The organism is Kitasatospora setae KM-6054 (assembly GCF_000269985.1).
GTDB classification, from domain to species: domain Bacteria; phylum Actinomycetota; class Actinomycetes; order Streptomycetales; family Streptomycetaceae; genus Kitasatospora; species Kitasatospora setae.
Window position 1 is genome coordinate 8,504,835 of record NC_016109.1, and the last position, 18,116, is coordinate 8,522,950.

The 18,116-nt window shown below is 75.9% G+C and carries 21 protein-coding genes and 1 pseudogene; 14 read left to right on the forward strand and 8 right to left on the reverse strand.

The features are described 5' to 3' along the window. The first annotated feature begins 107 nt into the window (after positions 1 to 107). The 5 genes from KSE_RS36795 to KSE_RS36815 all read left to right on the forward strand — a co-directional run bounded on the left by KSE_RS36795 (position 108) and on the right by KSE_RS36815 (position 3,756). Positions 108 to 710, forward strand: coding sequence for a sigma-70 family RNA polymerase sigma factor (locus KSE_RS36795; protein ID WP_014140484.1), 603 nt, complete (start codon positions 108 to 110; stop codon positions 708 to 710). Between the two features lie 58 nt (positions 711 to 768). Continuing rightward, positions 769 to 1,935, forward strand: a complete 1,167-nt coding sequence (locus tag KSE_RS36800) for a MerR family transcriptional regulator (protein WP_014140485.1) — start codon at positions 769 to 771, stop codon at positions 1,933 to 1,935. Further along, entirely contained in the window at positions 1,917 to 2,669 is a 753-nt protein-coding gene (locus KSE_RS36805; RefSeq protein WP_014140486.1) for a YqjF family protein, read from the forward strand. The genes KSE_RS36800 and KSE_RS36805 overlap by 19 nt, the downstream gene beginning before the upstream one ends. A 176-nt stretch (positions 2,670 to 2,845) precedes the next feature. After that, positions 2,846 to 3,133, forward strand: a complete 288-nt coding sequence (locus KSE_RS36810) for a hypothetical protein (RefSeq protein WP_231873471.1) — start codon at positions 2,846 to 2,848, stop codon at positions 3,131 to 3,133. 89 nt (positions 3,134 to 3,222) lie between these two features. After that, a complete protein-coding gene (locus tag KSE_RS36815; protein WP_014140488.1) occupies positions 3,223 to 3,756 on the forward strand; it encodes a DUF4383 domain-containing protein in 534 nt (177 codons plus the stop codon). Between the two features lie 76 nt (positions 3,757 to 3,832). Here the strand turns inward: KSE_RS36815 and KSE_RS36820 are convergent, their stop codons facing one another. From KSE_RS36820 to KSE_RS36830, 3 genes are all read right to left on the reverse strand, one after another. Then, positions 3,833 to 4,447, reverse strand: a complete 615-nt coding sequence (locus tag KSE_RS36820; protein ID WP_014140489.1) for a DUF7691 family protein — start codon at positions 4,445 to 4,447, stop codon at positions 3,833 to 3,835. A 42-nt stretch (positions 4,448 to 4,489) separates the two neighbouring features. After that, positions 4,490 to 5,056 (reverse strand): 3'-5' exonuclease, encoded by a 567-nt coding sequence (locus KSE_RS36825; protein WP_033260002.1) that lies wholly within the window; start codon positions 5,054 to 5,056, stop codon positions 4,490 to 4,492. A 214-nt stretch (positions 5,057 to 5,270) separates the two neighbouring features. Then, the gene (locus tag KSE_RS36830) at positions 5,271 to 5,642 is read right to left on the reverse strand and encodes an ATP-binding protein (RefSeq protein WP_014140491.1); all 372 of its coding nucleotides are present in this window, start codon (positions 5,640 to 5,642) and stop codon (positions 5,271 to 5,273) included. Between the two features lie 886 nt (positions 5,643 to 6,528). Between KSE_RS36830 and KSE_RS36835 the strand changes: the two genes are divergently transcribed. The 3 genes from KSE_RS36835 to KSE_RS43195 all read left to right on the forward strand — a co-directional run bounded on the left by KSE_RS36835 (position 6,529) and on the right by KSE_RS43195 (position 8,579). Further along, on the forward strand, positions 6,529 to 6,699 hold the full coding sequence (locus tag KSE_RS36835) for a hypothetical protein (RefSeq protein ID WP_014140492.1): 171 nt from the start codon (positions 6,529 to 6,531) through the stop codon (positions 6,697 to 6,699). 210 nt (positions 6,700 to 6,909) lie between these two features. Beyond that, entirely contained in the window at positions 6,910 to 8,280 is a 1,371-nt protein-coding gene (locus KSE_RS36840) for a PP2C family protein-serine/threonine phosphatase (RefSeq protein WP_231873285.1), read from the forward strand. Positions 8,281 to 8,414: 134 nt separating this feature from the next. After that, positions 8,415 to 8,579, forward strand: a complete 165-nt coding sequence (locus KSE_RS43195) for a hypothetical protein (protein ID WP_157850098.1) — start codon at positions 8,415 to 8,417, stop codon at positions 8,577 to 8,579. 92 nt (positions 8,580 to 8,671) lie between these two features. Here the strand turns inward: KSE_RS43195 and KSE_RS45415 are convergent. Beyond that, positions 8,672 to 8,923, reverse strand: a pseudogene (locus KSE_RS45415) (WhiB family transcriptional regulator); the annotation flags it as partial. Positions 8,924 to 9,314: 391 nt separating this feature from the next. Here KSE_RS45415 and KSE_RS36850 point away from each other — a divergent pair. The 6 genes from KSE_RS36850 to KSE_RS36875 all read left to right on the forward strand — a co-directional run bounded on the left by KSE_RS36850 (position 9,315) and on the right by KSE_RS36875 (position 12,837). After that, the gene (locus KSE_RS36850) at positions 9,315 to 9,587 is read left to right on the forward strand and encodes a GlsB/YeaQ/YmgE family stress response membrane protein (protein WP_014140496.1); all 273 of its coding nucleotides are present in this window, start codon (positions 9,315 to 9,317) and stop codon (positions 9,585 to 9,587) included. 294 nt (positions 9,588 to 9,881) lie between these two features. Further along, positions 9,882 to 10,232, forward strand: a complete 351-nt coding sequence (locus tag KSE_RS36855) for a PRC-barrel domain-containing protein (protein ID WP_014140497.1) — start codon at positions 9,882 to 9,884, stop codon at positions 10,230 to 10,232. Between the two features lie 237 nt (positions 10,233 to 10,469). Then, complete coding sequence (locus tag KSE_RS36860; RefSeq protein WP_237419553.1) at positions 10,470 to 11,339, forward strand: SigB/SigF/SigG family RNA polymerase sigma factor; 870 nt, start codon at positions 10,470 to 10,472, stop codon at positions 11,337 to 11,339. 94 nt (positions 11,340 to 11,433) lie between these two features. Next, positions 11,434 to 11,832: an STAS domain-containing protein gene (locus KSE_RS36865; RefSeq protein ID WP_033259990.1), complete on the forward strand. Its 399-nt coding sequence runs from the start codon at positions 11,434 to 11,436 to the stop codon at positions 11,830 to 11,832. Positions 11,833 to 11,963: 131 nt separating this feature from the next. After that, positions 11,964 to 12,407 (forward strand): ATP-binding protein, encoded by a 444-nt coding sequence (locus KSE_RS36870; RefSeq protein WP_014140500.1) that lies wholly within the window; start codon positions 11,964 to 11,966, stop codon positions 12,405 to 12,407. 169 nt (positions 12,408 to 12,576) lie between these two features. After that, on the forward strand, positions 12,577 to 12,837 hold the full coding sequence (locus KSE_RS36875; RefSeq protein ID WP_033259988.1) for a hypothetical protein: 261 nt from the start codon (positions 12,577 to 12,579) through the stop codon (positions 12,835 to 12,837). A 59-nt stretch (positions 12,838 to 12,896) separates the two neighbouring features. Here KSE_RS36875 and KSE_RS36880 read toward each other — a convergent pair whose 3' ends face one another. The 4 genes from KSE_RS36880 to KSE_RS36895 are packed head-to-tail and all read right to left on the reverse strand — an operon-like array spanning position 12,897 to position 18,109. Continuing rightward, positions 12,897 to 14,174 (reverse strand): dipeptidase, encoded by a 1,278-nt coding sequence (locus tag KSE_RS36880; protein WP_014140502.1) that lies wholly within the window; start codon positions 14,172 to 14,174, stop codon positions 12,897 to 12,899. Beyond that, entirely contained in the window at positions 14,171 to 15,973 is a 1,803-nt protein-coding gene (locus KSE_RS36885) for a dipeptide ABC transporter ATP-binding protein (protein ID WP_014140503.1), read from the reverse strand. Before KSE_RS36885 ends, KSE_RS36880 begins: the two co-directional genes overlap by 4 nt. Continuing rightward, positions 15,963 to 16,979: an ABC transporter permease gene (locus KSE_RS36890; RefSeq protein ID WP_014140504.1), complete on the reverse strand. Its 1,017-nt coding sequence runs from the start codon at positions 16,977 to 16,979 to the stop codon at positions 15,963 to 15,965. The genes KSE_RS36885 and KSE_RS36890 overlap by 11 nt, the downstream gene beginning before the upstream one ends. Continuing rightward, positions 16,979 to 18,109: an ABC transporter permease gene (locus KSE_RS36895; protein ID WP_014140505.1), complete on the reverse strand. Its 1,131-nt coding sequence runs from the start codon at positions 18,107 to 18,109 to the stop codon at positions 16,979 to 16,981. Before KSE_RS36895 ends, KSE_RS36890 begins: the two co-directional genes overlap by 1 nt. Between the last annotated feature and the right edge of the window lie 7 nt (positions 18,110 to 18,116).

Sequence of the window (18,116 nt, forward strand, 5' to 3'; positions counted from 1 at the left end):
CGTCCGGCGCGGGCCGTCCGGCCCGGGCCGGACGAAACGGTGCGGCGCGAAACGCTGCACGAACACTGCGAGTGGAAGGCCGCAGCGATCGGCGGCAGTTTCGACCCATGCGAACCACCTCCTCCCCCGCCTTCCCGCGACCCCTGCCCGGAGACGCCCGCTCCCCGCGCGCCGAGCGGCTGCGCGCCCTGATGGAGCGGACGGCCCGGGGCGACCGGGAGGCGTACGCCGGCCTCTACGAGGAACTCGCGCCGATCGTCCACGGCATGGCGCTGCGGGTGCTCGGGAATCCCGCCCAGGCCGAGGAAGTCGCCCAGGAAGCCCTCCTGGAGGTCTGGCGCTCGGCGCCGTCCTACCGGCCCGAGCGGGGCCCGGTCGCCGCCTGGGCCTGCACGATCGCCCACCGGCGCGCCGTGGACCGGGTCAGGTCGGTCCGCGCGTCCCACGAGCGCGAGCAGCGCGTGTTCCGGGAGGACCGGACGGTCCCGGAGCCCGTCGCCGAGACGGTCGAGCGGACCATGGAGTCCGCCCGGGTCCGCCGCGCCCTGTCCGGCCTGAGCCCGGCCCAGCGCGAAGCGCTGGTGCTCGCCTACTACGGCGGCCACTCGCAGAGCCAGATAGCCGCCGCCCTCGGGCTGCCGCTGGGCACGGTCAAGTCCCGGATGCGGGACGGCCTGCTGCGCCTGCGCGGCGCCCTGCACGACGGCTGAGCGGGAGGACCGCACCGAGCCGAAGGACGACCCGACCCGCCCCCCGAGGAGCCCCGCCATGAGCGACGCAACCGACCAGGCCGACACCCCCGTCGGCGTACCGACCGGGACGGTCGCCCGCCGACTGGGCGTGTCACCCACCACGATCCGCTCCTGGGAGCGCCGCTACGGCATCGGCCCCTCCCACCGCGGCCCCGGCCGGCACCGGCGCTGGTCACCCGAGGACGTCTCCCTGCTGGACGAGATGTGCCGGCTGACCGCCCGCGGCATCCCGCCGGCCGAGGCGGCGAAGGCCGTCCGCGCCGCCGCGCCCGGCACGCGCCGCGGCCCCGAGGACGGCCCGCCCCCGGTCGAGCCCGCCCCCGGCGCCGACCCCGTCCCGCCCAGCCCCGCCCCCGCACCGGCCACCGCCGCCCGCCCGGGCGGCAGCCGCGCCATGCCGCTCGGCACCGTCCGCCCCGAGTGCCGCGGCCTCGCCCGCGCCGCGGTCAGGCTCGACGGCCCGGAGGTGGCCGAGATCCTGCGCGCCGCCGTGGACGGGCTCGGCCCCGTCCGGGCGTGGAACGAGGTGATGATGCCCGCCCTGCGCGCGGCCGGCCGCAAGTGGGCCGCCGACGGCGAGCAGTACGTCGAGGTCGAGCACCTGCTCTCCTGGCACGTCGCCGCCGCGCTGCGCACCGCCGCCGTCGCCCCGGTGCGGTTCCGGGAGGCGCCGCCGGTCCTGCTCGCGGCCATGCCGGGCGAGCAGCACACGCTCCCGCTGGAGGCCGTGGCGGCCGCGATGGCGGTGCGCGGCCTGCCGTACCGGATGCTCGGCGCCGCCGTGCCCGGGCGGGCGCTCCTCGACGCGCTCGCCCGGCTCGGCCCCTCGGCGGTCCTGCTGTGGGCCCAGCACCGCGCCACCGCCGACCCGCACCTCGCGCGCGAGGTCGGCCGCGCCTCCTGGGGCGCCGCCGGGGCGCGCCTCGACCCCCTGGTCGTCATCGCCGGGCCGGGGTGGAACCGCCACGAGCACCCGACCGGACTCGCCTGCCCGCGCACGCTCGAATCCGCCCTCGACCTGCTCCAACGGGCCGTCGACGACCGGGACACCTCGGCCACCGCCGCCCGCCCGGCCACCGCCGCGCGCGCTCCGTCGGCGGCGGGGGTGGCGGGGGCGGCGGGGCTGGTGGGCCGCGCCGAACCGCCCGGGCGGAAGGAGGACCCGTGCGGCCCGAGCCGGTGACCGACCTCGCCCCGCGGACGGTGCGCCCGGCGCTGCTGTCCCAGGACTGGCGCGACGTGCTCTTCCTGCACTGGCCCGTCCACCCCGACGCGGTCGCCCCCCTGCTGCCGCCCGGCACCTTCCCCGACGTCCGCAACGCCACCACCTGGGTCGGGCTCGTCGCGTTCTCCATGGAGCGGCTGGGACCCGGCCGCACGCCCGTCCCGTACTTCGGGACGTTCCCGGAGGTGAACGTCCGGCTCTACTCGGTGGACGGGCGCGGCCGGCGCGGAGTGGTGTTCCGTTCGCTCGACTGCCCGCGGCTGCCCGCCGTACTGGTCGCACGCACGGCCCTCGGCCTTCCCTACCGCTGGTCGCGGACCCGCTGGACGGCGGACGGCGACGTGCTGCACCTCGCCACCCGGGTGCGCGGAGCCGGGAGCGGCGCCCGGTGCGTGCTGCGCGCCCGGGTCGGCCCGCGCCTGGAACGGCCGGGCCCGCTCGCCGGATTCCTGACCGCCCGCTGGGGGCTGCACACCCGCACCGCCGGCCGCACCGTCTACCTGCCGGTCGAGCACCCGCCGTGGCCGCTGCACCAGGCCGAGGTGGAGCACCTCGACGAGACCCTGCTGCGCGCGGCCGGCGTCGAGGTCACCGGCCCGCCCGCGAGCGTGCTGTTCTCGCCCGGGGTGCCCGTCCGGTTCGGCCCGGGCGGGGCGGCGGGGCCGAACCGGACGGCGCTCGGCTCCCGGTGAGGCCCGCGGGCGGGCACGCCGCCCGGCCGCGACCTCGGCTGCGGCCCCGGCCCCCCCGATGCCGCGGCCGTCGGCCCGGCCCATCGGTGCGCAATCGATGCGACTCCCGGCCGAGGGGGAAACGTGTGCACGGTGGGTGGCGGGGGATCCCCACGGAACGAGGAGTGGTCAGCATGATGATCGTTCGCAAGCTTCACGAAGCCGGTGTCACCAGCGAGCACGCCTACGCGGCCGCGCTCGGCTCGGTCGGACTCTCCCTCCTGAGCTGGATGGTGTCGATGAAGGCCGAGCAGGCGGGCGTCGAGCGCGCCGACCGCTGGGGCATCTTCGTCGGCGAGTGGGCACCGACCTTCTTCGGTCTCGGACTCGCCCTCGCCCACTACGAGGGCAGGGCCGCCGGCGAGGCGGGCGACCAGCGCGGCGCCTGGTTCGACCGGCGCGCGACCGGAGCCGAAGCCGGCTGAGCGCGGCGACGCCCGGGACCCCCGGCGGGACCTCCGCCGACAGTCAGTCCACGGGGACGACCCCCCAGGAAAAGGAACGGAGTGCTGTGATGGACTTCCGAGACGAGCTTCCCGTCGACCACCGGCTCGCCAACGTCTACCGGATCGGCGCCGGACTGTGCGGCGTGGCGCTGCTGGTGTTCGGCTGCCTGGGCCTGGCGGACGGCCTGGCGTTCTTCAGCACCAGCGGCGAACAGGTCGCCGGGCTGACCAGCAACGGCCTGCTCAGCCTGGTCTCCATCGCCACCGCCGCGGTGCTGATCGTCGGGGCGGTGATCGGCGGCAACACCGCGTCCACGATCAACATCGTGGTGGGCACCCTCTTCGTCCTGAGCGGGTTCGTCAACCTGGCCCTGCTCGACTCGGGGGCCAACCTGCTGGCCTTCCGGATCCCCAACGTCGTGTTCAGCTTCGCCATGGGGCTGGTCATCGCCACGTTCGGGATGTACGGCCGGGTCAGCTCCAAGCTCCCGCTCGACAACCCGTACTGGCGGCACCGCCACCCCGAGACGGCCCGGACCCCGGCGGCGCGCCCGCTCGGCGGCCCGGCGCCGCGCCCGGGCATCACCGGTCAGGCGCGGTGAACCGGAGGCACCCGAACGGCCGGGGCCCGGAGGACGACTCCTCCGGGCCCCGGCCGGTCCGGCGTCCGGCCGCCGGTCAGTAGAAGAAGCCGATGACGACCAGGTCGGGCGTCCGGACGGCCCGGCGCAGCCAGGAGACCACCTGGGAGGCGGCTTCGGCGACCTCGCGGTCCAGGTCAGGGGCGAGGCCGTCCCGTCGGCCCTGCTCGAACTGCTCCAGGGCGGTGACGCAGGCGGCGTGCGACCACTCGTCGCAGCACGGGTACGTCTCGGGGGTGGGGACCCCGGCGGGCAGGGCGGAGCCGTAGAAGAAGTCCGACACCGAGACGGCGCTGACGCCCAGGGCCTTCAGGCCCTGGTCGACCTCGTCCAGCCAGGAGCCGCGGAACGGCGAGAAGCTGCTGTTGTCGAGCCGCCAGCCGGCCACCGAGCACAGCTGCTCGTACGCGTAGCCGTAGCGGAAGGCGTGCTCCCGGTCCGCCGAGTACGGGCCGCCGTCGACCAGCGCGCGCAGCGCCTCGGCGGCGGTGGGCGCGCCGTTCTCGATCTCGGACGAGAACCAGCGGTCGGAGGACTCCAGCCTGCTCGCGAGGCGTTCCTCCAGCTCCCGCAGCAGGTGCGGGTCGGCGGCGCCGACGAGGGCGTTCAGGCGGGCCGGGTCGACCAGGAAGACACTCAGCGAAGAACTCATGTGATCATGTTAGGCGCCGGTGCCGACAGTCCGGAGGGGGCGTCAACGGGTTTGCTCGCAGGGCCAGTTGCCCGACCGGGCCAGGGTCAGCACCAGGGCCGCGATGTTCCACGCGTCGTCCGCGCCGCTGTGGTGGCGGCCCTCCAGCGGCAGGCCGGCCAGTTCGAGGGCCCGCGCCATGCCGGGCCGCTTCGGCAGGCCGCGGGCCTCGGTGAACACCGCCTTGGCGTTGGTGTGCCGACGGCCGAACGGGTAGGCGGTGCCCGCCGCCCGGCACTGCCGGGTGAACTGCAGCCGGTCGTAGTCGCCCCAGCTCGCCCACGGCCGCTCACCCGCCCGGTGCTCGGCCGCCAGCAGCCGGCACGCCTCGTCGAACGGCAGCCCGCCGGCCACCTCGCGCGCCGTCAGGCCGGTCAGCTCGGTGCAGAACCCGCTCACCGACGAGCGCCGCGGCCGCACCAGCACCCGGTGCCGGCCGACCCGCGCCAGCGAGGCCAGGTCGACCACCGTCAGCCCGATCTCGATGATCTCGCTGACCTGCCCGGGCGGCGGCTGCCCCTCCCAGCAGGTGGCCTCGACGTCCACCACGTTCAGCAGGTGCTGTTCCATGCCCCGGATCATCGGCGGCCGCGCGGACCCCGGTCAACGGGATATCCGGCGGGCCCTGGTGCCCCGAGCCGGGGACCCGCCGTCGCCCGGGGCGAGCTGCCCTGGCCCGCGGACCCCGCCGCCGTCGGTCACCGGGGGCGGGAGGTGTCGCCGTCCGGCGCTGGTCGCCGGGCCGCGGCCCGCGTCGGACGGCGGTGGACGGCGGCTCGGCTGGTCAGGGCAGGCGGACGGTGACGGTGATCCGCTTGCCGCCCCCGGGCAGCGGGGTGACGGTGCGGGCGTCGGTCAGCAGGAGGACCAGGGCCCAGCCGCGTCCGCTCGGGCGCGCCCGCTCGCGCAGGGCGTGCGGGGTGGTGTGCGGCAGAGCGCTGTCGGCGTCTTCGACGGTGATCCGCAGCACCGGGGCCGCGGCCGGGGCGGCGGTGTCGACGCGTGCGGTGAAGGCGGTGGCGCCGCCGCCGTGGCGGTTGGCGTTGGTGACCAGTTCGCTGGCCACCAGCAGGGCGTTCGCCTCGGTGTCGGCCGTGCAGGAGCCGGCCTCGCGCAGGCTCTGCCGCACGCTGCGGCGGGCCTGGGCCGCGCTCATGACGGGCGGCGCCTCCACTCCGGTGTCCTGTCCGCGCGCCTGCGGGGTGCCCGGGCGGTCGGTGCCCGGGAGCGGAGGTGAGGGGGCCGGCCGGGCGGGGACGGCTCGAATGACGGTCTGTCGGGTGTCGGACATGGTGGTGGCCTCGCGGGTCGCTCTCCTACGGGTCGGTCGCCGGTCGCATGACCGTGTCACGGCATCGGCTGCCCTGGCGCGCGGGCCCTATTCCGCCGGATCCGGACGGGAGCCCTCCGCATCGAAAGCGCATCGAAATCCCTCGTCGCGCCGCCCGCACCGCCCACCGCGACGTGCCGCAGCAGGCGCCCGACGGCTCGGTCAGCGCCCTCCGGCCGGTGCGAGCCCGGCTTCAGGGCGAGACAGCCGGGTGCGGCGGGGGGCCCGGCCTCAGGGGGGAGTCGGCCGGGCCCTCGTCCGCCGCACGACACGCATGCCCGGGGATCGCGCCTTCATGCCTCTCGTCTTCCGGCCGTCCCGGACCAGGAACCGACACCGGGCGCGCGACCGGCGCGGGAAGGAGCGGCCACCGTGCCTGCTGCCGGTCAGGCGCCGGCCACCGGCAGCGGCCCGCGTGCGGCGAAGACCTGCCCGGCGACGGAGGTGGCGTTCAGCGCTGCGGCGGAAGCCGCAGTGGCCGCCGGGTGCGGTGAGCGGCTCGGCGGCGCCCGGTCCTTGAACGCGTTCTCCTCGGCGGCGCCCTTGAGCTGGTCGCCCGGGCTCGTCGCTTCCTCCTCGTCGCGCTCCTCGCCCGCGGTGCCCCACCGGGGCGAGTGGAGGCGGCTGCCCCGTCGGGCGGCTCCGACGCGGGTGAATACTCGGTCGGATCAGGGGCATGCGGCGGTCCGACACAGACTGCCTGGAGGTTCTCATGGTTCCCCTTCTTCTCGTTCTGCTGCTGGCCCTGCTGCTGTTCGGCGCCGGGTTCGCGCTCAAGGCCCTGTGGTGGGTGGCGGTCGTCGTGCTGGTGGTCTGGCTGGTGGGCTTCGCCGCCCGCGGCACCAACGCGACCGGCGGCCGCGGCCGCTGGTACCGCTGGTAGTCCCCGCCCGGGACGCACCCTCCCCCGAGTTCCCCCGAGTCCCCCCCCGAGCGGGCCCGCGCACGACCGCGGGCCCGCTCGGGCGTGTCCGGCGTCCGCCGCGACGAAGCCCCGTGCTCGGATCCGCTGGGGAGCTCCCGCGCGTCGAGGGGGCGGGAAGGTGTGGTTCGCTTGGGGGAGAGGGGCTTTCAGGGACGGCAGGAGGTGGCGGTGGTGGAGTACCCGGGCGGGACACGGGCGGACGGGCTGCCGGCGGCGCTGTCGGACCCGGCGCGGTTGCGGGCGGTCGCGGCGACCGGGTTGATGGACACCGGCCCGGAAGAAGCCTTCGACGACCTCGTCTCGCTGGCCGCGCGCATCACCGGGGCGGGCCGGGCGTTCGTGACCCTGGTCGACGCCGAGCGCTCGTTCTGGAAGGCGAGCGTCGGCGTCGACCTCGATGACTCCGCCACCCGGCAGGGGCCGATCGGGCAGAGCTACTGCTCCTTCCTGGTCGGCGCGGCCGGCGAGCCCTTCGTCGTCGACGACGCCGCCACCGACCCGCGCACCGCCCACCACCCCGCCACCGGCCCGATGGCGATCGGCGCCTGGGCCGGGCAGCCGCTGCTCGGCCCGGACGGCCACGTGCTGGGCACGCTGTGCGTGATCGACACCGACCCGCGCGCCTGGTCGGACAGCGACCTCGCCACCCTCGCCACCCTGGCGCGCTCGGTCTCCTCCGAGATCCACCTGCGCCAGGCCCTCGCCTCCTCCCGGCACGCCCACCGGCGCTCGGCCGACCTCGCCCGCACCCTCCAGGCCGGCCTGCTGCCCGCCGCCCTGCGCACCGTCCCCGGCGTGGAGGCCGCCGCCTCCTACCTGCCCGCGTCCCGGCGCGAGCGCACCGACATCGAGGTCGGCGGAGACTTCTACGACCTGTTCCGCACCCACGGCGACAACTGGGCGGTCGTGATGGGCGACGTGTGCGGCAAGGGCGTGCAGGCCGCCCAGGTCAGCTCCATGGCCCGCTACACCGTCCGCGCCGACGCGGCCGACACCGGCTCGCCCGCCGGACTGCTGGGGCGCCTGCACACCGCGCTGCTCGCCCAGGGCTCCCCGCGCTACCTGACCTGCGCCTACGCCGCCTTCCACCTCACCGGACACGGCGCCAGCGGCACCATCGCCCTCGGCGGACACCCGCCCGCCCTGGTGCGCCGTGCCGACGGAACCGTGGAGCGGCTCGGCGCACTGGGCACCATGCTCGGCATCATCCCCGAGGTGTCCCTCACCGACGTGCCCTTCGACCTCGCCCCGGGCGAACTGCTGCTGCTCTACACCGACGGCGCCATCGAGGCCCGCCCCCGCCCCGGCACCCGGCCCGACCAGGCGGGCGCGGTCTTCGGTGAGGCCGACCTCATCCACGCCCTGGCCGACACGCACGGCCTCGACGCCGCCGCCACCATCGCCCACCTCCGCGCCCTCCTGGAAGCCCGGCACGGCGGCTGGTCCAGCGACGACACCGCCCTGCTCGCCCTGCGGGTCGCCCAGGCCGCCGCCGTCCCCCACCCCGTCCAGGGCCCGCCGCACGGCACACCGCGGTGAACCGGGCCCGGTGAACCGGCCCCGGGGAGCGGCCGGGCCGCCGTCCTCCCGCCCGGTCCGGGTCCGAGGCGGGCGAATCCCGGCCGCGCGAAAAGACGGTGCTTGAACTGATGACGGCAGGTCAGACTGTCTCCATGAACCCCGATCACCGCCCGCTGGCGCTGACCTTCTCCGAACCCGCCGTCGACCAGGCCCTGCCTGCCGCCGCGCCCCCGCCGCTCCTGCCCGGGCAGACCTCGCCGTTCCTGGAGCCGCACACCAGCCCACCCCTTCCCGTCCCCCCGACCGCAAGGAGCTGACCCCCGTCGTCCCGCCCGCACCCGCACGGGCACCCGCCGGCGGGAGGTTCGCGGAGCGGCGCCGGACCTCCCCTTCCGGCGCCCCCGGGGGGTCAGTTGGTGTGGCGGGTGCGCTGGCGGGCGGCGCGGCGGATCATGGCGCGACGCTCCTCCTCGCCGGTGGCGCCCCAGACTCCGGTGTCCTGCTTGTTCTCCAGCGCCCACCGCAGGCACTGCCTGGTGACGGGGCAGCCGCGGCAGACGGCCTTGGCGCGCTCGGTCTGGCGCAGGGCGGCACCGGAGTTGCCGACGGGGAAGAACAGTTCCGGGTCCTCTCGGGTGCACGCGGCGCGCCCGCGCCAGTCCGCGCCCCGGTCGGCGGCCGCGGCCGCCGGGGGCGGCGGCGTTGCCGGCGCGCTCGGCCCGGTGCGGCCGGGGAGGTCGGAGGAGGGCGTGGGCTTGGCGGTGCTGCGGTCGGCGGCCATGAGTCATCCTCCGTCTGATCGAGCCGGTCCTCCTGGTCGGATTCCCGTGACGGGATCCTTCTTCTCGCTGCCGGAGCGAAGATGCGCGCCGGCAGTCTCTTTCGCTTTCCGGCGGATCACCCGGGCCTGCGCGGCCGCCTTCTCTCCCGGGGCCCGACCGGGTCCTGAACGGAGATCAGGAAAGTCGGGCGTTTAATTTTTTCCTACCGGTGCAGACGGATGTCGTCGACGACAACGCTCGCACTCGTACTCGCAGAAGCAGGAGAAGCAGATGGGCATTCTCGCCTGGATCCTGATCGGTCTGATCGCCGGCGCCATCGCCAAGGCCCTGATGCCGGGCAAGGACCCCGGCGGCATCATCGTCACGATGCTCATCGGCATCGCGGGCGGTCTGCTCGGGGGCTGGCTCGGCAAGGTCATCTTCGGTGTCGACTCCATCGACGGGTTCTTCGACCTCTCCACCTGGATCGCGGCCATCGTCGGTTCGCTCATCCTGCTGGTGGTCTACCGCCTCGTCACCGGGAACCGGCACAGCCGCGCCTGAACGATCCGCGTACCCGCAAGGCCGGCCCCCCGACACGGGGGCCGGCCTTTGCGCCGTGCTCCCGGCCGGGAACACGGCGCAAAGGCGTGAGGAGCGGAACAAAGGAACAGAGAGAGGGGCGGAGCCCGTCCCGGCCAGGAGTCCCGTGAACAGGAGTGCCGCGAAAGCGGGAATCCCGCGACGCCCTCCCGGGGATTTTCCATTCTCCGCGGTGTTCGGAGGCATGGCCGCGCGATACCGGGGCAGGCGGCTTGCCGTACGGGGAACGAAAAGCTCGACGCGAGGAGACAGCAGATGACTGAGGCGATGTGGGGCTACGAGGGTGCCGAGGGCTACGCCGCGGGGTCCGACCTGACGGGGTACCGGGTGGAGGCGACGGACGGGCACATCGGCAAGGTCGACAAGCACACCGTCGACGTCGGCGCGGGCTACGTCGTGGTCGACACCGGCCCGTGGATCTTCGGCCGCGAGGTGCTGCTGCCGGCCGGCACCATCATCCGGGTCGACGACGCGGAGAAGACCGTGTGGGTCAACCGCACCCAGGACGAGGTCAAGAACTCGCCCGAGTACGACAAGGACAAGCACGCCGAAGACCCGGCCTACCGCGACCAGGTCGGCGGCTACTACGGCGGCACCGCCCACTGACCCGCCGCACCGGGCTGCCCGGGCCCCGCGTCCTCGGACGCGGGGCCCGGGCTTGTCCCGTCTCATCCCGCCGCCCGACCGTCCCGGTGGCCTCCCGGCCGGCCCGCCACCCCGTACGCCGGGGCCGCCCGGGTACTTCGCGCGAATCGGTGCGCATGGATGCGTCACGAGGGGGTAGACGGGGGCGCACCCTGCCGTTCTAGGAAGGAACCGACCGTGACGAGCAACCAGCTCCTGATGGCAGCGCCCCACCCGGTGAACGACCACGTGCGCACCGCACCGCCGCGCGGCTCCCGGGAGTTCGCACCGGAGCTGGCGGAGCTCGGCGACCTGACGGAGGTCGCGCCGACCGACGCCCGCGACCTGACCCGGGTGCTGCTGGCGCGCCTGGCCGGCCTCGAGGAGGGCACCCGGGAGTACTCCTACGTACGGGCCTCCCTGGTGGAGCTCAACCTCTCCCTGGTCCGCTTCGCCCTTCGCCGCTTCGGCTCGCACCGCGAGAGCACCGAGGACCTGATGCAGGTCGGCGCGGTCGGGCTGATCAAGGCCATCGACCGCTTCGAGACCGAGCGCGGCCTGGAGTTCACCACCTTCGCCATCCCCACCATCCTCGGGGAGCTGCGCCGGCACTTCCGCGACACCACCTGGGCCGTCCACGTGCCCCGCCGCCTCCAGGAGCTGCGCCTGGCCCTGGTCAAGGCCCAGGACGCCCTGTCCCAGGCCCTCGACCGGGCGCCGACGGTGGCCGAGCTGTCCGAGCACCTGGGGATCACGCAGGAGGAGGTCATCGAGGGGCTGCAGGCCGCGAACGCGCACAGCACCGACTCCCTCGACCTGCCGGCCGGGCCCGACGACGACGGCCCGGGCGCACTCGCCGCCAAGATCGGCGGCACCGACGAGCGGCTGGGCATGGTCGAGGACCTGGTCTCGCTCCAGCCCCTGATCGCCGCCCTGCCGGAGCGCGACCGGCTGATCCTGTCGATGCGCTTCACCGAGGAACTGACGCAGTCCCAGATCGGCGAACGCCTCGGACTGTCCCAGATGCACGTCTCCCGCCTCCTCTCCCGCACGCTCGCGAAGCTGCGCCAGGGCCTCGAGGCGGCTTGAGGCGGCGGGAGGCGGATCGAGCCCATGGAGCAGGGTGATCAGCGTCCGGCGCCCGCCCGCCGGACGCCGCCCGCACGGTGAGAGGGATGTGAGAATGCAATTGCACGACCACGGCACGTCCGTCCAGGCGGGCGCCGTCGCGCTCGAGGACGGTGCCGACGTCGAGGTGCGGTCCGGCGGTGACGGCACCGTCGTCTGCCGGATCGCCGGAGACCTGGACATCGAATCGCTGGCGCCCGCCAGGAAGGCCCTCGCCGAGGTGCTCCGCGGCGGGAACCGGCTCGTCGTCGTCGACCTGGCCCAGGTGGCGTTCTGCGACTCCTCGGGGCTGAACATGCTGCTCACGGCCCGCGCGGACGCCCTCGCCGCCGGCGCCGTGCTGCGGCTGGCGGCGGTGTCGCACCCCGTGGAGCGGCTGCTGGAGATCACCGGCGCCGCAGCCGTCTTCGACGTCCGCCCCACCGTCCCCGCCGCGATCGCCGAGCTGCCGTGACCATGATCTCCGTGCCCTCCCGTGCCCTGCCGCCGCACCCGGTCCAGCCGAACCAGTCGAACCAGCCGAATCAGCCGGAGTGCAGCGGGCAGGCGAAGCGGCAACGACCGTCAACTCGAAGGGCCGACCGAATGACCACAGCCCGCCAGACCCTCGACGACAGCCTGCGCGGCACCGTGCTGACGCTGCCGCCGGGCGGCCAGCGACGGCGCCTGGCCCTGGACGGGCGGCCCAGGCCGGTCGCCCGCGCGCGGGAGTTCACCCGCGGCGCCCTGGACGACTGGTCGTGGCCCGGCGCCGACGACGTCGTCCTGCTGGTCGCCGAACTCGTCGCCAACGCCGTGCTGCACGCCGGCGGCCTCCAGGACCTCGTCCTCCACGCCACCGGCACCCGCCTGCGGGTGGAGGTCAGCGACGCCTCCCGGACCGCCCCCGTACCGCGCGAACCGCACCAGCCCAGCACACCCGGCGGCCACGGCCTCCACATCGTGCGGACGCTCTCCGACCGGTGGGGCAGCACGCTCCACCCCGCCGGCAAGATCGTCTGGGCCGAGATCGACGCCCCCCGCTCCTGACCGGGCCGTCCCGGCCGTCCCGGCCGCCCCGAGCCACGGCCCCGAGCCACGGCCCCGCGGCCGCGCCGTAGCACGCGGGCGCGGCCCGGGCGGGGCGAAGCGGCGGGGGTTCACCCGGGGGGAGGGGCGGGGCTGGAGGGTGCGGCGGGCGGCGGGCGATGGTGGGGCGATGGAGACGGGACACGGGCCGCACGCGTTCGCCGACTCGGTGGTGCTGACGGCCATCGCACTGGTCAGGGCCGGGGACGGCGGGGCGGAGGCCGAACTGCTGGACGAGTTCGTCCAGCGGCACGGCCTCGGCGCCTGCCGGCCGCTGGTGGCGGCGCTCGCGGAGCTGGTGACGCGGCAGGCCGCCGACCGGCAGGTGCTGGCGGAGCGGCTGGAGGAGTGGGAGTTCGCCGTCCTGACCGGGACGTACCGGCAGCCGTAGCCGCCGGTGCGCCCCGGTCGGGCGGCGAACGGGCGCGGGGGCCGGACGCGGGGGCCGGTTCAGGCGCGCGGCCAGAGCGGCTCCTCGGCGCGGTCCTCGGCCGCGCGCAGCACCCGCAGCACGTTGCGGCCGGTCAGCGCCTCCAGCTCGGCGGTGGACCAGCCGCGGACGGCCAACTCCCGCAGCAGCACCGGGTACCCGGCCACGTCCGGCAGGTCGACGGGCTGCCGGTCGACGCCGTCGTAGTCGCCGCCCAGGCCGATGTGGTCGAGGCCGGCCACCTCGCGGGCGTGCTCGACGTGGTCGGCGACCCGGGCGGCGGTGGCCTCCGGGCGCGGGTGGGCGTCCAGCCAGCGGCGCAGCTCCGGCGGCGGGGGCGCGCCCGGGCCGGCCGCGAACGCGGCGGCGTACTCGGCGGCCGCGGCGGCCGGGCTCTCGCCGGGGGCCGGGTGGCGCGGCCACGCCCAGCGCGGCTCGGGCAGGCCGAGCCGCTCCCGTTCGGCGGCCAGCTCGGCGCGCCAGGCGACCACGTCGGCGGAGACGAAGTCCGGGACGAAGGTCAGCTGCACGACGCCGCCGTTGCCGGCCAGCAGCGCCAGCACCTCGTCCGAGACGTTGCGCGGGTGCTCGTCGACCGCCCGGCAGGACGAGTGGCTGAAGATCACCGGGGCGGTGGAGGCCGCCAGCGCGGCCCGCTGGGTGGACTCGGCGGTGTGCGAGAGGTCGACCAGCACGCCGATCCGGTTCAGCTCGGCGACCACGGCCAGGCCCGCCGCCGACAGCCCGCCGACGCCGGGGGAGTCCGGGTCGGTCGCGGAGTCCGCCCACGGGGTGTGGTGGTTGTGGGTCAGCGTCAGGTAGCGCACGCCCAGGCGGGCGTAGGCGCGCAGCACGCCCAGCGAGGACGCCAGCGAGTGCCCGCCCTCGACGCCGAGCAGCGAGGCGATCCGGCCGTCCGCGACCGCCGCCTCCACCTGCTCGGCGGTGGCCGCCGCCCGCAGCCGCTCCGGGTAGCGGGCGATCAGCCGGTGCGCCAGGTCGAGCTGCTCCAGGGTGGCCACCGCGGCGACCGGCTCGGGCAGGTCGGACGGCACGTAGACGGACCAGAACTGCGCGCCGACCCCGCCCACGCGCAGCCGGGGCAGGTCGGTGTGCAGCTCGGGCCGGGGCCCGTCCAGGCCCTCCACCGAGCCGCCGGCCCGGGCCCGCAGGGCGACCGGCAGGTCGTTGTGGCCGTCGAACACCGGGGTGCGGAGCAGCGCCTCCCGGACGGTGGCGTCGGCGTCGGCGTGTTCGGCGCGGGCGGTGTGTCCGGCGCGGGCGGTGTGTCCGGTCATGCGGGGGTGGCTCCGGTCTGTCGTCGGGAGAGGAGGGCGGCGCGGCGCTCGGCCTGCCGGTCCGGGTCGGGGACCGGCAGGGCGGCGATCAGCTGCCGGGTGTAGGCGTGCCGCGGGTCGCCGAGGACGCGGGCGGTGGGGCCGGTCTCGACCACCCGGCCCTGGTGCAGGACGGTGACCCGGTCGGCGACCCGTTCGACCACGGCCAGGTCGTGGCTGACGAAGAGCGCGGCGAAGCCGAGTTCGCGCTGCAGCCGGGTGAACAGCTCCAGCACCCGGGCCTGCACCGAGACGTCCAGCGCCGAGGTGGGTTCGTCCGCGATCACCAGTTCCGGATCGAGGGCCAGCGCGCGGGCCAGCGAGGCGCGTTGGCGCTGGCCGCCGCTGAGTTCGTGCGGGTGCCGGTCGGCGGTGCCGTCGGGCAGCCGGACCTGCGCCAGCAGCTCGCGGACCCGGGCGGCGACGGCCGGGCCGTCCAGCTCGGGCCGGTGCACCCGGAGCGGTTCGGCGACGCAGGCGCCGATGGTCAGCCGGGGGTCGAAGCTGGTGGCCGGGTCCTGGAAGACGAAGCCGAGCCGTCCGCCCTGTCGCGGGCGGCGGCGCCGGGCGGCTCCGCCCAGTTCCTCGCCGAGGACGCGGAGGCTGCCGCCGGTGACGCCGGTCAGTCCGGCCAGGGCGCGGCCGATGGTGGTCTTGCCGCTGCCGCTGCCCCCGACCAGCCCCAGCACCTCGCCCGCGCGGATCTCCAGGTCGACCCCGTCCACCGCCCGGAACGGCCGGCGCCCCAGCCGCCCCGGGTAGTCGACGGTCAGGCCCCGGGCGGCGACCACCGGCGGGCCGGCGGGCGCCTCGGCGGACGGGTCGGCAGGTGTCGCGGCGGACGGGTCGGCAGGTGTCGCGGCGGACGGGTCGGCAGGTGTCGCGGCGGACGGGTCGGCAGGTGTCGCGGCGGGCGGTTCGGGCCTGGCCGGGGCGGCGCCGAAGTCCGGTACGGCGGCCAGGAGTTGCCGGGTGTACGGGTGCTGCGGCGCGGCGAACAGCTCGCGCACCGGGGCCTGTTCGACGATCAGGCCGGCCCGCATCACCGCGACCCGGTCGGCCAGGTCGGCGACCACGCCCATGTTGTGGGTGATCAGCAGCAGCGCGGTGTCCGACTCGTCCCGCAGGCGGCGCAGCAGGTCGAGGATCCCGGCCTGCACGGTGACGTCCAGCGAGGTGGTCGGCTCGTCCGCGACCAGCAGCCGGGCGCCCAGCGCGAGCGCCATCGCGATCACCGCGCGCTGCTGCTGCCCGCCCGACAGCTGGTGCGGGTAGGAGGCGGCGCGCCGGTCCGGTTCGGGGATGCCGACCTGGTCGAGCAGCTCGATCGCGCGGGCCCGGCGGGAGGCGCGGGTGCCCCAGCCGTGGGCGCGCAGGCCCTCGGTGAGCTGCCAGCCGATCGGGAAGACCGGGTTGAGCGCGGTGGACGGCTCCTGGAAGACCATCGCCGCCGCCGTGCCGCGCAGCTCCCGCAGCGTCCGGCGGTCCGCGCCCAGCACGTCCACCAGGCCGGCGTCGCCGTGCCGCAGCAGCACCCGGCCGCCGGCCGCCGCCGAACCGGGCAGCAGGCCGAGCACGCTGCGCGCGGTCACGGTCTTGCCGCTGCCGCTCTCGCCGACCAGGGCCAGCGCCTCCCCGGCCGCCACCGACAGGCTGACGCCCCGGACGGCCGGGGCCGGGCCGGCGTCGGTGGCGAACGAGACGTGCAGGTCCTCGATCCGCAGCAGCTCGGCGGCGGGGGAGCGGCTCTCATCGGGCATGGGTCGGCTCCTCCTCGGCGGGTGTTTCCGCGGGCGCCTCGGCGGGCGTCCCGGTGGTCGCGGGCTTCTCAGCGGGCACCTCGATGGTCGCGGCGGGGGCCCGGCGGCGGCGCAGGCGCGGGTCGGCGAGGTCGTTCAGGCTCTCGCCCAGCAGCGTCACGCCGAGCACGGTGAGCACCATCGCGCTGCCCGGGGCGAGCGCCGTCCACCAGATGCCCGAGGTCACGTCCGGGACGGAGCGGTTCAGGTCGTAGCCCCATTCGGCGGCCGCGTTCGGCTCGATGCCGAAGCCGAGGAAGCCGAGGCCGGCCAGCGTCAGCACCGACTCGGCGGCGTTCAGGGTGAGGATCAGCGGCAGGCCGCGCACCGAGTTGCGCAGCACGTGCCGGAACATGATCCGCAGGTGGCCGGTGCCGATCACCCGGGCCGCCTCGACGAACGGCTCGGCCTTGACCCGCAGCACCTCGGCGCGCACCACCCGGAAGTACTGCGGCACGAAGACCATCGCCACCGAGCAGGCCGCCGCCGTCAGCCCGCCGCCCAGGCTGGACTGCCCTCCGCTGATCACGATCGACAGCACGATCGCCAGCAGCAGCGAGGGGAACGAGTACAGCGCGTCGGCGACCCCGACCAGCAGCCGGTCCGGCCAGCCGCCCAGGTAGCCGGAGGCCAGGCCGAGCAGGGTGCCGGGCAGCACGGAGATCAGCAGCGACAGCCCGATCACCGCCACCGCCGTACGGGTCGCCCACAGGGTGCGGGCCAGCACGTCGTAGCCGCCCACCGTGGTGCCCAGCGGGTGCCCCGCGCCGGGCGGCCGCTGCGAGCCGAACAGGGCTCCGCCGTCCTGGAGTTGGGCGTGCCCCCAGGGCGCGAGCCAGGGCGCGGCGAGGGCGGCGAGCAGCAGCAGGGCGGTCAGCGCGACGCCGGCCAGCAGCATCGCGCGCTGCAGGCCGACGCTGCCGCGCAGCCGCTTCGGGACGAGTCGGGTGGTCAGGGCGGTGCGCATCAGTACCTCACCCGGGGGTCGATCAGCGCGGCGAGCGCGTCCACCAGGAAGTTGACCACCGCGACCACCACGGCGAACAGCGCCACGATGCCCTGGACGGCGGCGAAGTCACGGGCCGTCAGGTAGTGCGCCAGCTCGTAGCCCAGGCCCTTCCACTCGAAGGTGGTCTCGGTCAGCACCGCGCCGCCCAGCAGCCCGGCCACCTGGAGGCCGAGCACCGTCACCACCGGGATCAGCGCGGGCCGGGCGGCGTGCCGGGTGACCAGCCGCAGCCCGCCGACCCCGCGCGAGCGGGCCGCCTCGACGTACTCGGCCTCCAGGGTGGAGATCAGGTGGGTGCGGACCAGCCGCAGCAGCACGCCCGCCAGCAGCAGGCCCAGCGCCAGCGCGGGCAGCACGGCGTGCCGCAGCACGTCGGCGACGGCCGGGCCGTCGCCGCTGCGCACCGCGTCCAGCAGGTAGAGGCCGGTCGGGTCGGAGAGGTCCTGGAGGCGCAGCTCGACGTCGATCGAGGCGCGGCCGGAGACCGGCAGCCAGCCCAGGCCGACCGCGAGCACCAGCTTGAGCAGCAGGCCGACGAAGAACACCGGGGTGGCGTAGGCCAGCACGGCGGCCAGCCGCAGCACCGCGTCCGGGGCGCGGTCGCGGAAGCGGGCCGCCAGGGCGCCCAGCGGGACGCCCACGGCGACGGCCACCAGCAGGGCCCAGCAGGCGAGTTCGAGGGTGGCGGCGCCGTAGGTGCGGAGCACCTCGGAGACCGCCCGGTTGTCGGTGGCGGTGCGGCCGAAGTCGCCGGTGGCGGTCTGCCGCAGGTAGTCGAAGTACTGGGTGAGCAGCGGCCGGTCGTAGCCGGCCGCGTGCAGCTTCTCCTGCAACTGGGCCGGGGTGAGCCGGTCGGCGAAGGCGGTGGTGATCGGGTCGCCGGTGGCCCGCATCAGGAAGAACACGGCGGTGAGCAGCAGCAGGACGGTCGGCAGGACGAGCAGCAGGCGGACCGCCAGGTAGCGGACCAGCGGTGAACGCGGCAGCGGCAGCCGCCCCCGGAGCGCGGCCCGCCGGGGCCGGCCGCGCTCGGGGTCGTTGCCGTCGTCCTCCGCCGCGCGTCCGCCCAGGGGCTGAGCGAGCGTCATGGCAGTT

Excerpts from the sequence above, each read along its gene's own strand:
- KSE_RS36795 (WP_014140484.1), top strand. The coding sequence starts at position 108 with ATGCGAACCACCTCCTCCCCCGCCTTCCCGCGACCCCTGCCCGGAGAC.
- KSE_RS36800 (WP_014140485.1), top strand. The coding sequence starts at position 769 with ATGAGCGACGCAACCGACCAGGCCGACACCCCCGTCGGCGTACCGACC.
- KSE_RS36810 (WP_231873471.1), top strand. The coding sequence starts at position 2,846 with ATGATCGTTCGCAAGCTTCACGAAGCCGGTGTCACCAGCGAGCACGCC.
- KSE_RS36815 (WP_014140488.1), top strand. The coding sequence starts at position 3,223 with ATGGACTTCCGAGACGAGCTTCCCGTCGACCACCGGCTCGCCAACGTC.
- KSE_RS36820 (WP_014140489.1), bottom strand. The coding sequence starts at position 4,447 with ATGAGTTCTTCGCTGAGTGTCTTCCTGGTCGACCCGGCCCGCCTGAAC.
- KSE_RS36825 (WP_033260002.1), bottom strand. The coding sequence starts at position 5,056 with ATGGAACAGCACCTGCTGAACGTGGTGGACGTCGAGGCCACCTGCTGG.
- KSE_RS36830 (WP_014140491.1), bottom strand. The coding sequence starts at position 5,642 with ATGAGCGCGGCCCAGGCCCGCCGCAGCGTGCGGCAGAGCCTGCGCGAG.
- KSE_RS36835 (WP_014140492.1), top strand. The coding sequence starts at position 6,529 with ATGGTTCCCCTTCTTCTCGTTCTGCTGCTGGCCCTGCTGCTGTTCGGC.
- KSE_RS43195 (WP_157850098.1), top strand. The coding sequence starts at position 8,415 with ATGAACCCCGATCACCGCCCGCTGGCGCTGACCTTCTCCGAACCCGCC.
- KSE_RS36850 (WP_014140496.1), top strand. The coding sequence starts at position 9,315 with ATGGGCATTCTCGCCTGGATCCTGATCGGTCTGATCGCCGGCGCCATC.
- KSE_RS36855 (WP_014140497.1), top strand. The coding sequence starts at position 9,882 with ATGACTGAGGCGATGTGGGGCTACGAGGGTGCCGAGGGCTACGCCGCG.
- KSE_RS36860 (WP_237419553.1), top strand. The coding sequence starts at position 10,470 with ATGGCAGCGCCCCACCCGGTGAACGACCACGTGCGCACCGCACCGCCG.
- KSE_RS36865 (WP_033259990.1), top strand. The coding sequence starts at position 11,434 with ATGCAATTGCACGACCACGGCACGTCCGTCCAGGCGGGCGCCGTCGCG.
- KSE_RS36870 (WP_014140500.1), top strand. The coding sequence starts at position 11,964 with ATGACCACAGCCCGCCAGACCCTCGACGACAGCCTGCGCGGCACCGTG.
- KSE_RS36875 (WP_033259988.1), top strand. The coding sequence starts at position 12,577 with ATGGAGACGGGACACGGGCCGCACGCGTTCGCCGACTCGGTGGTGCTG.
- KSE_RS36880 (WP_014140502.1), bottom strand. The coding sequence starts at position 14,174 with ATGACCGGACACACCGCCCGCGCCGGACACACCGCCCGCGCCGAACAC.
- KSE_RS36885 (WP_014140503.1), bottom strand. The coding sequence starts at position 15,973 with ATGCCCGATGAGAGCCGCTCCCCCGCCGCCGAGCTGCTGCGGATCGAG.
- KSE_RS36890 (WP_014140504.1), bottom strand. The coding sequence starts at position 16,979 with ATGCGCACCGCCCTGACCACCCGACTCGTCCCGAAGCGGCTGCGCGGC.
- KSE_RS36895 (WP_014140505.1), bottom strand. The coding sequence starts at position 18,109 with ATGACGCTCGCTCAGCCCCTGGGCGGACGCGCGGCGGAGGACGACGGC.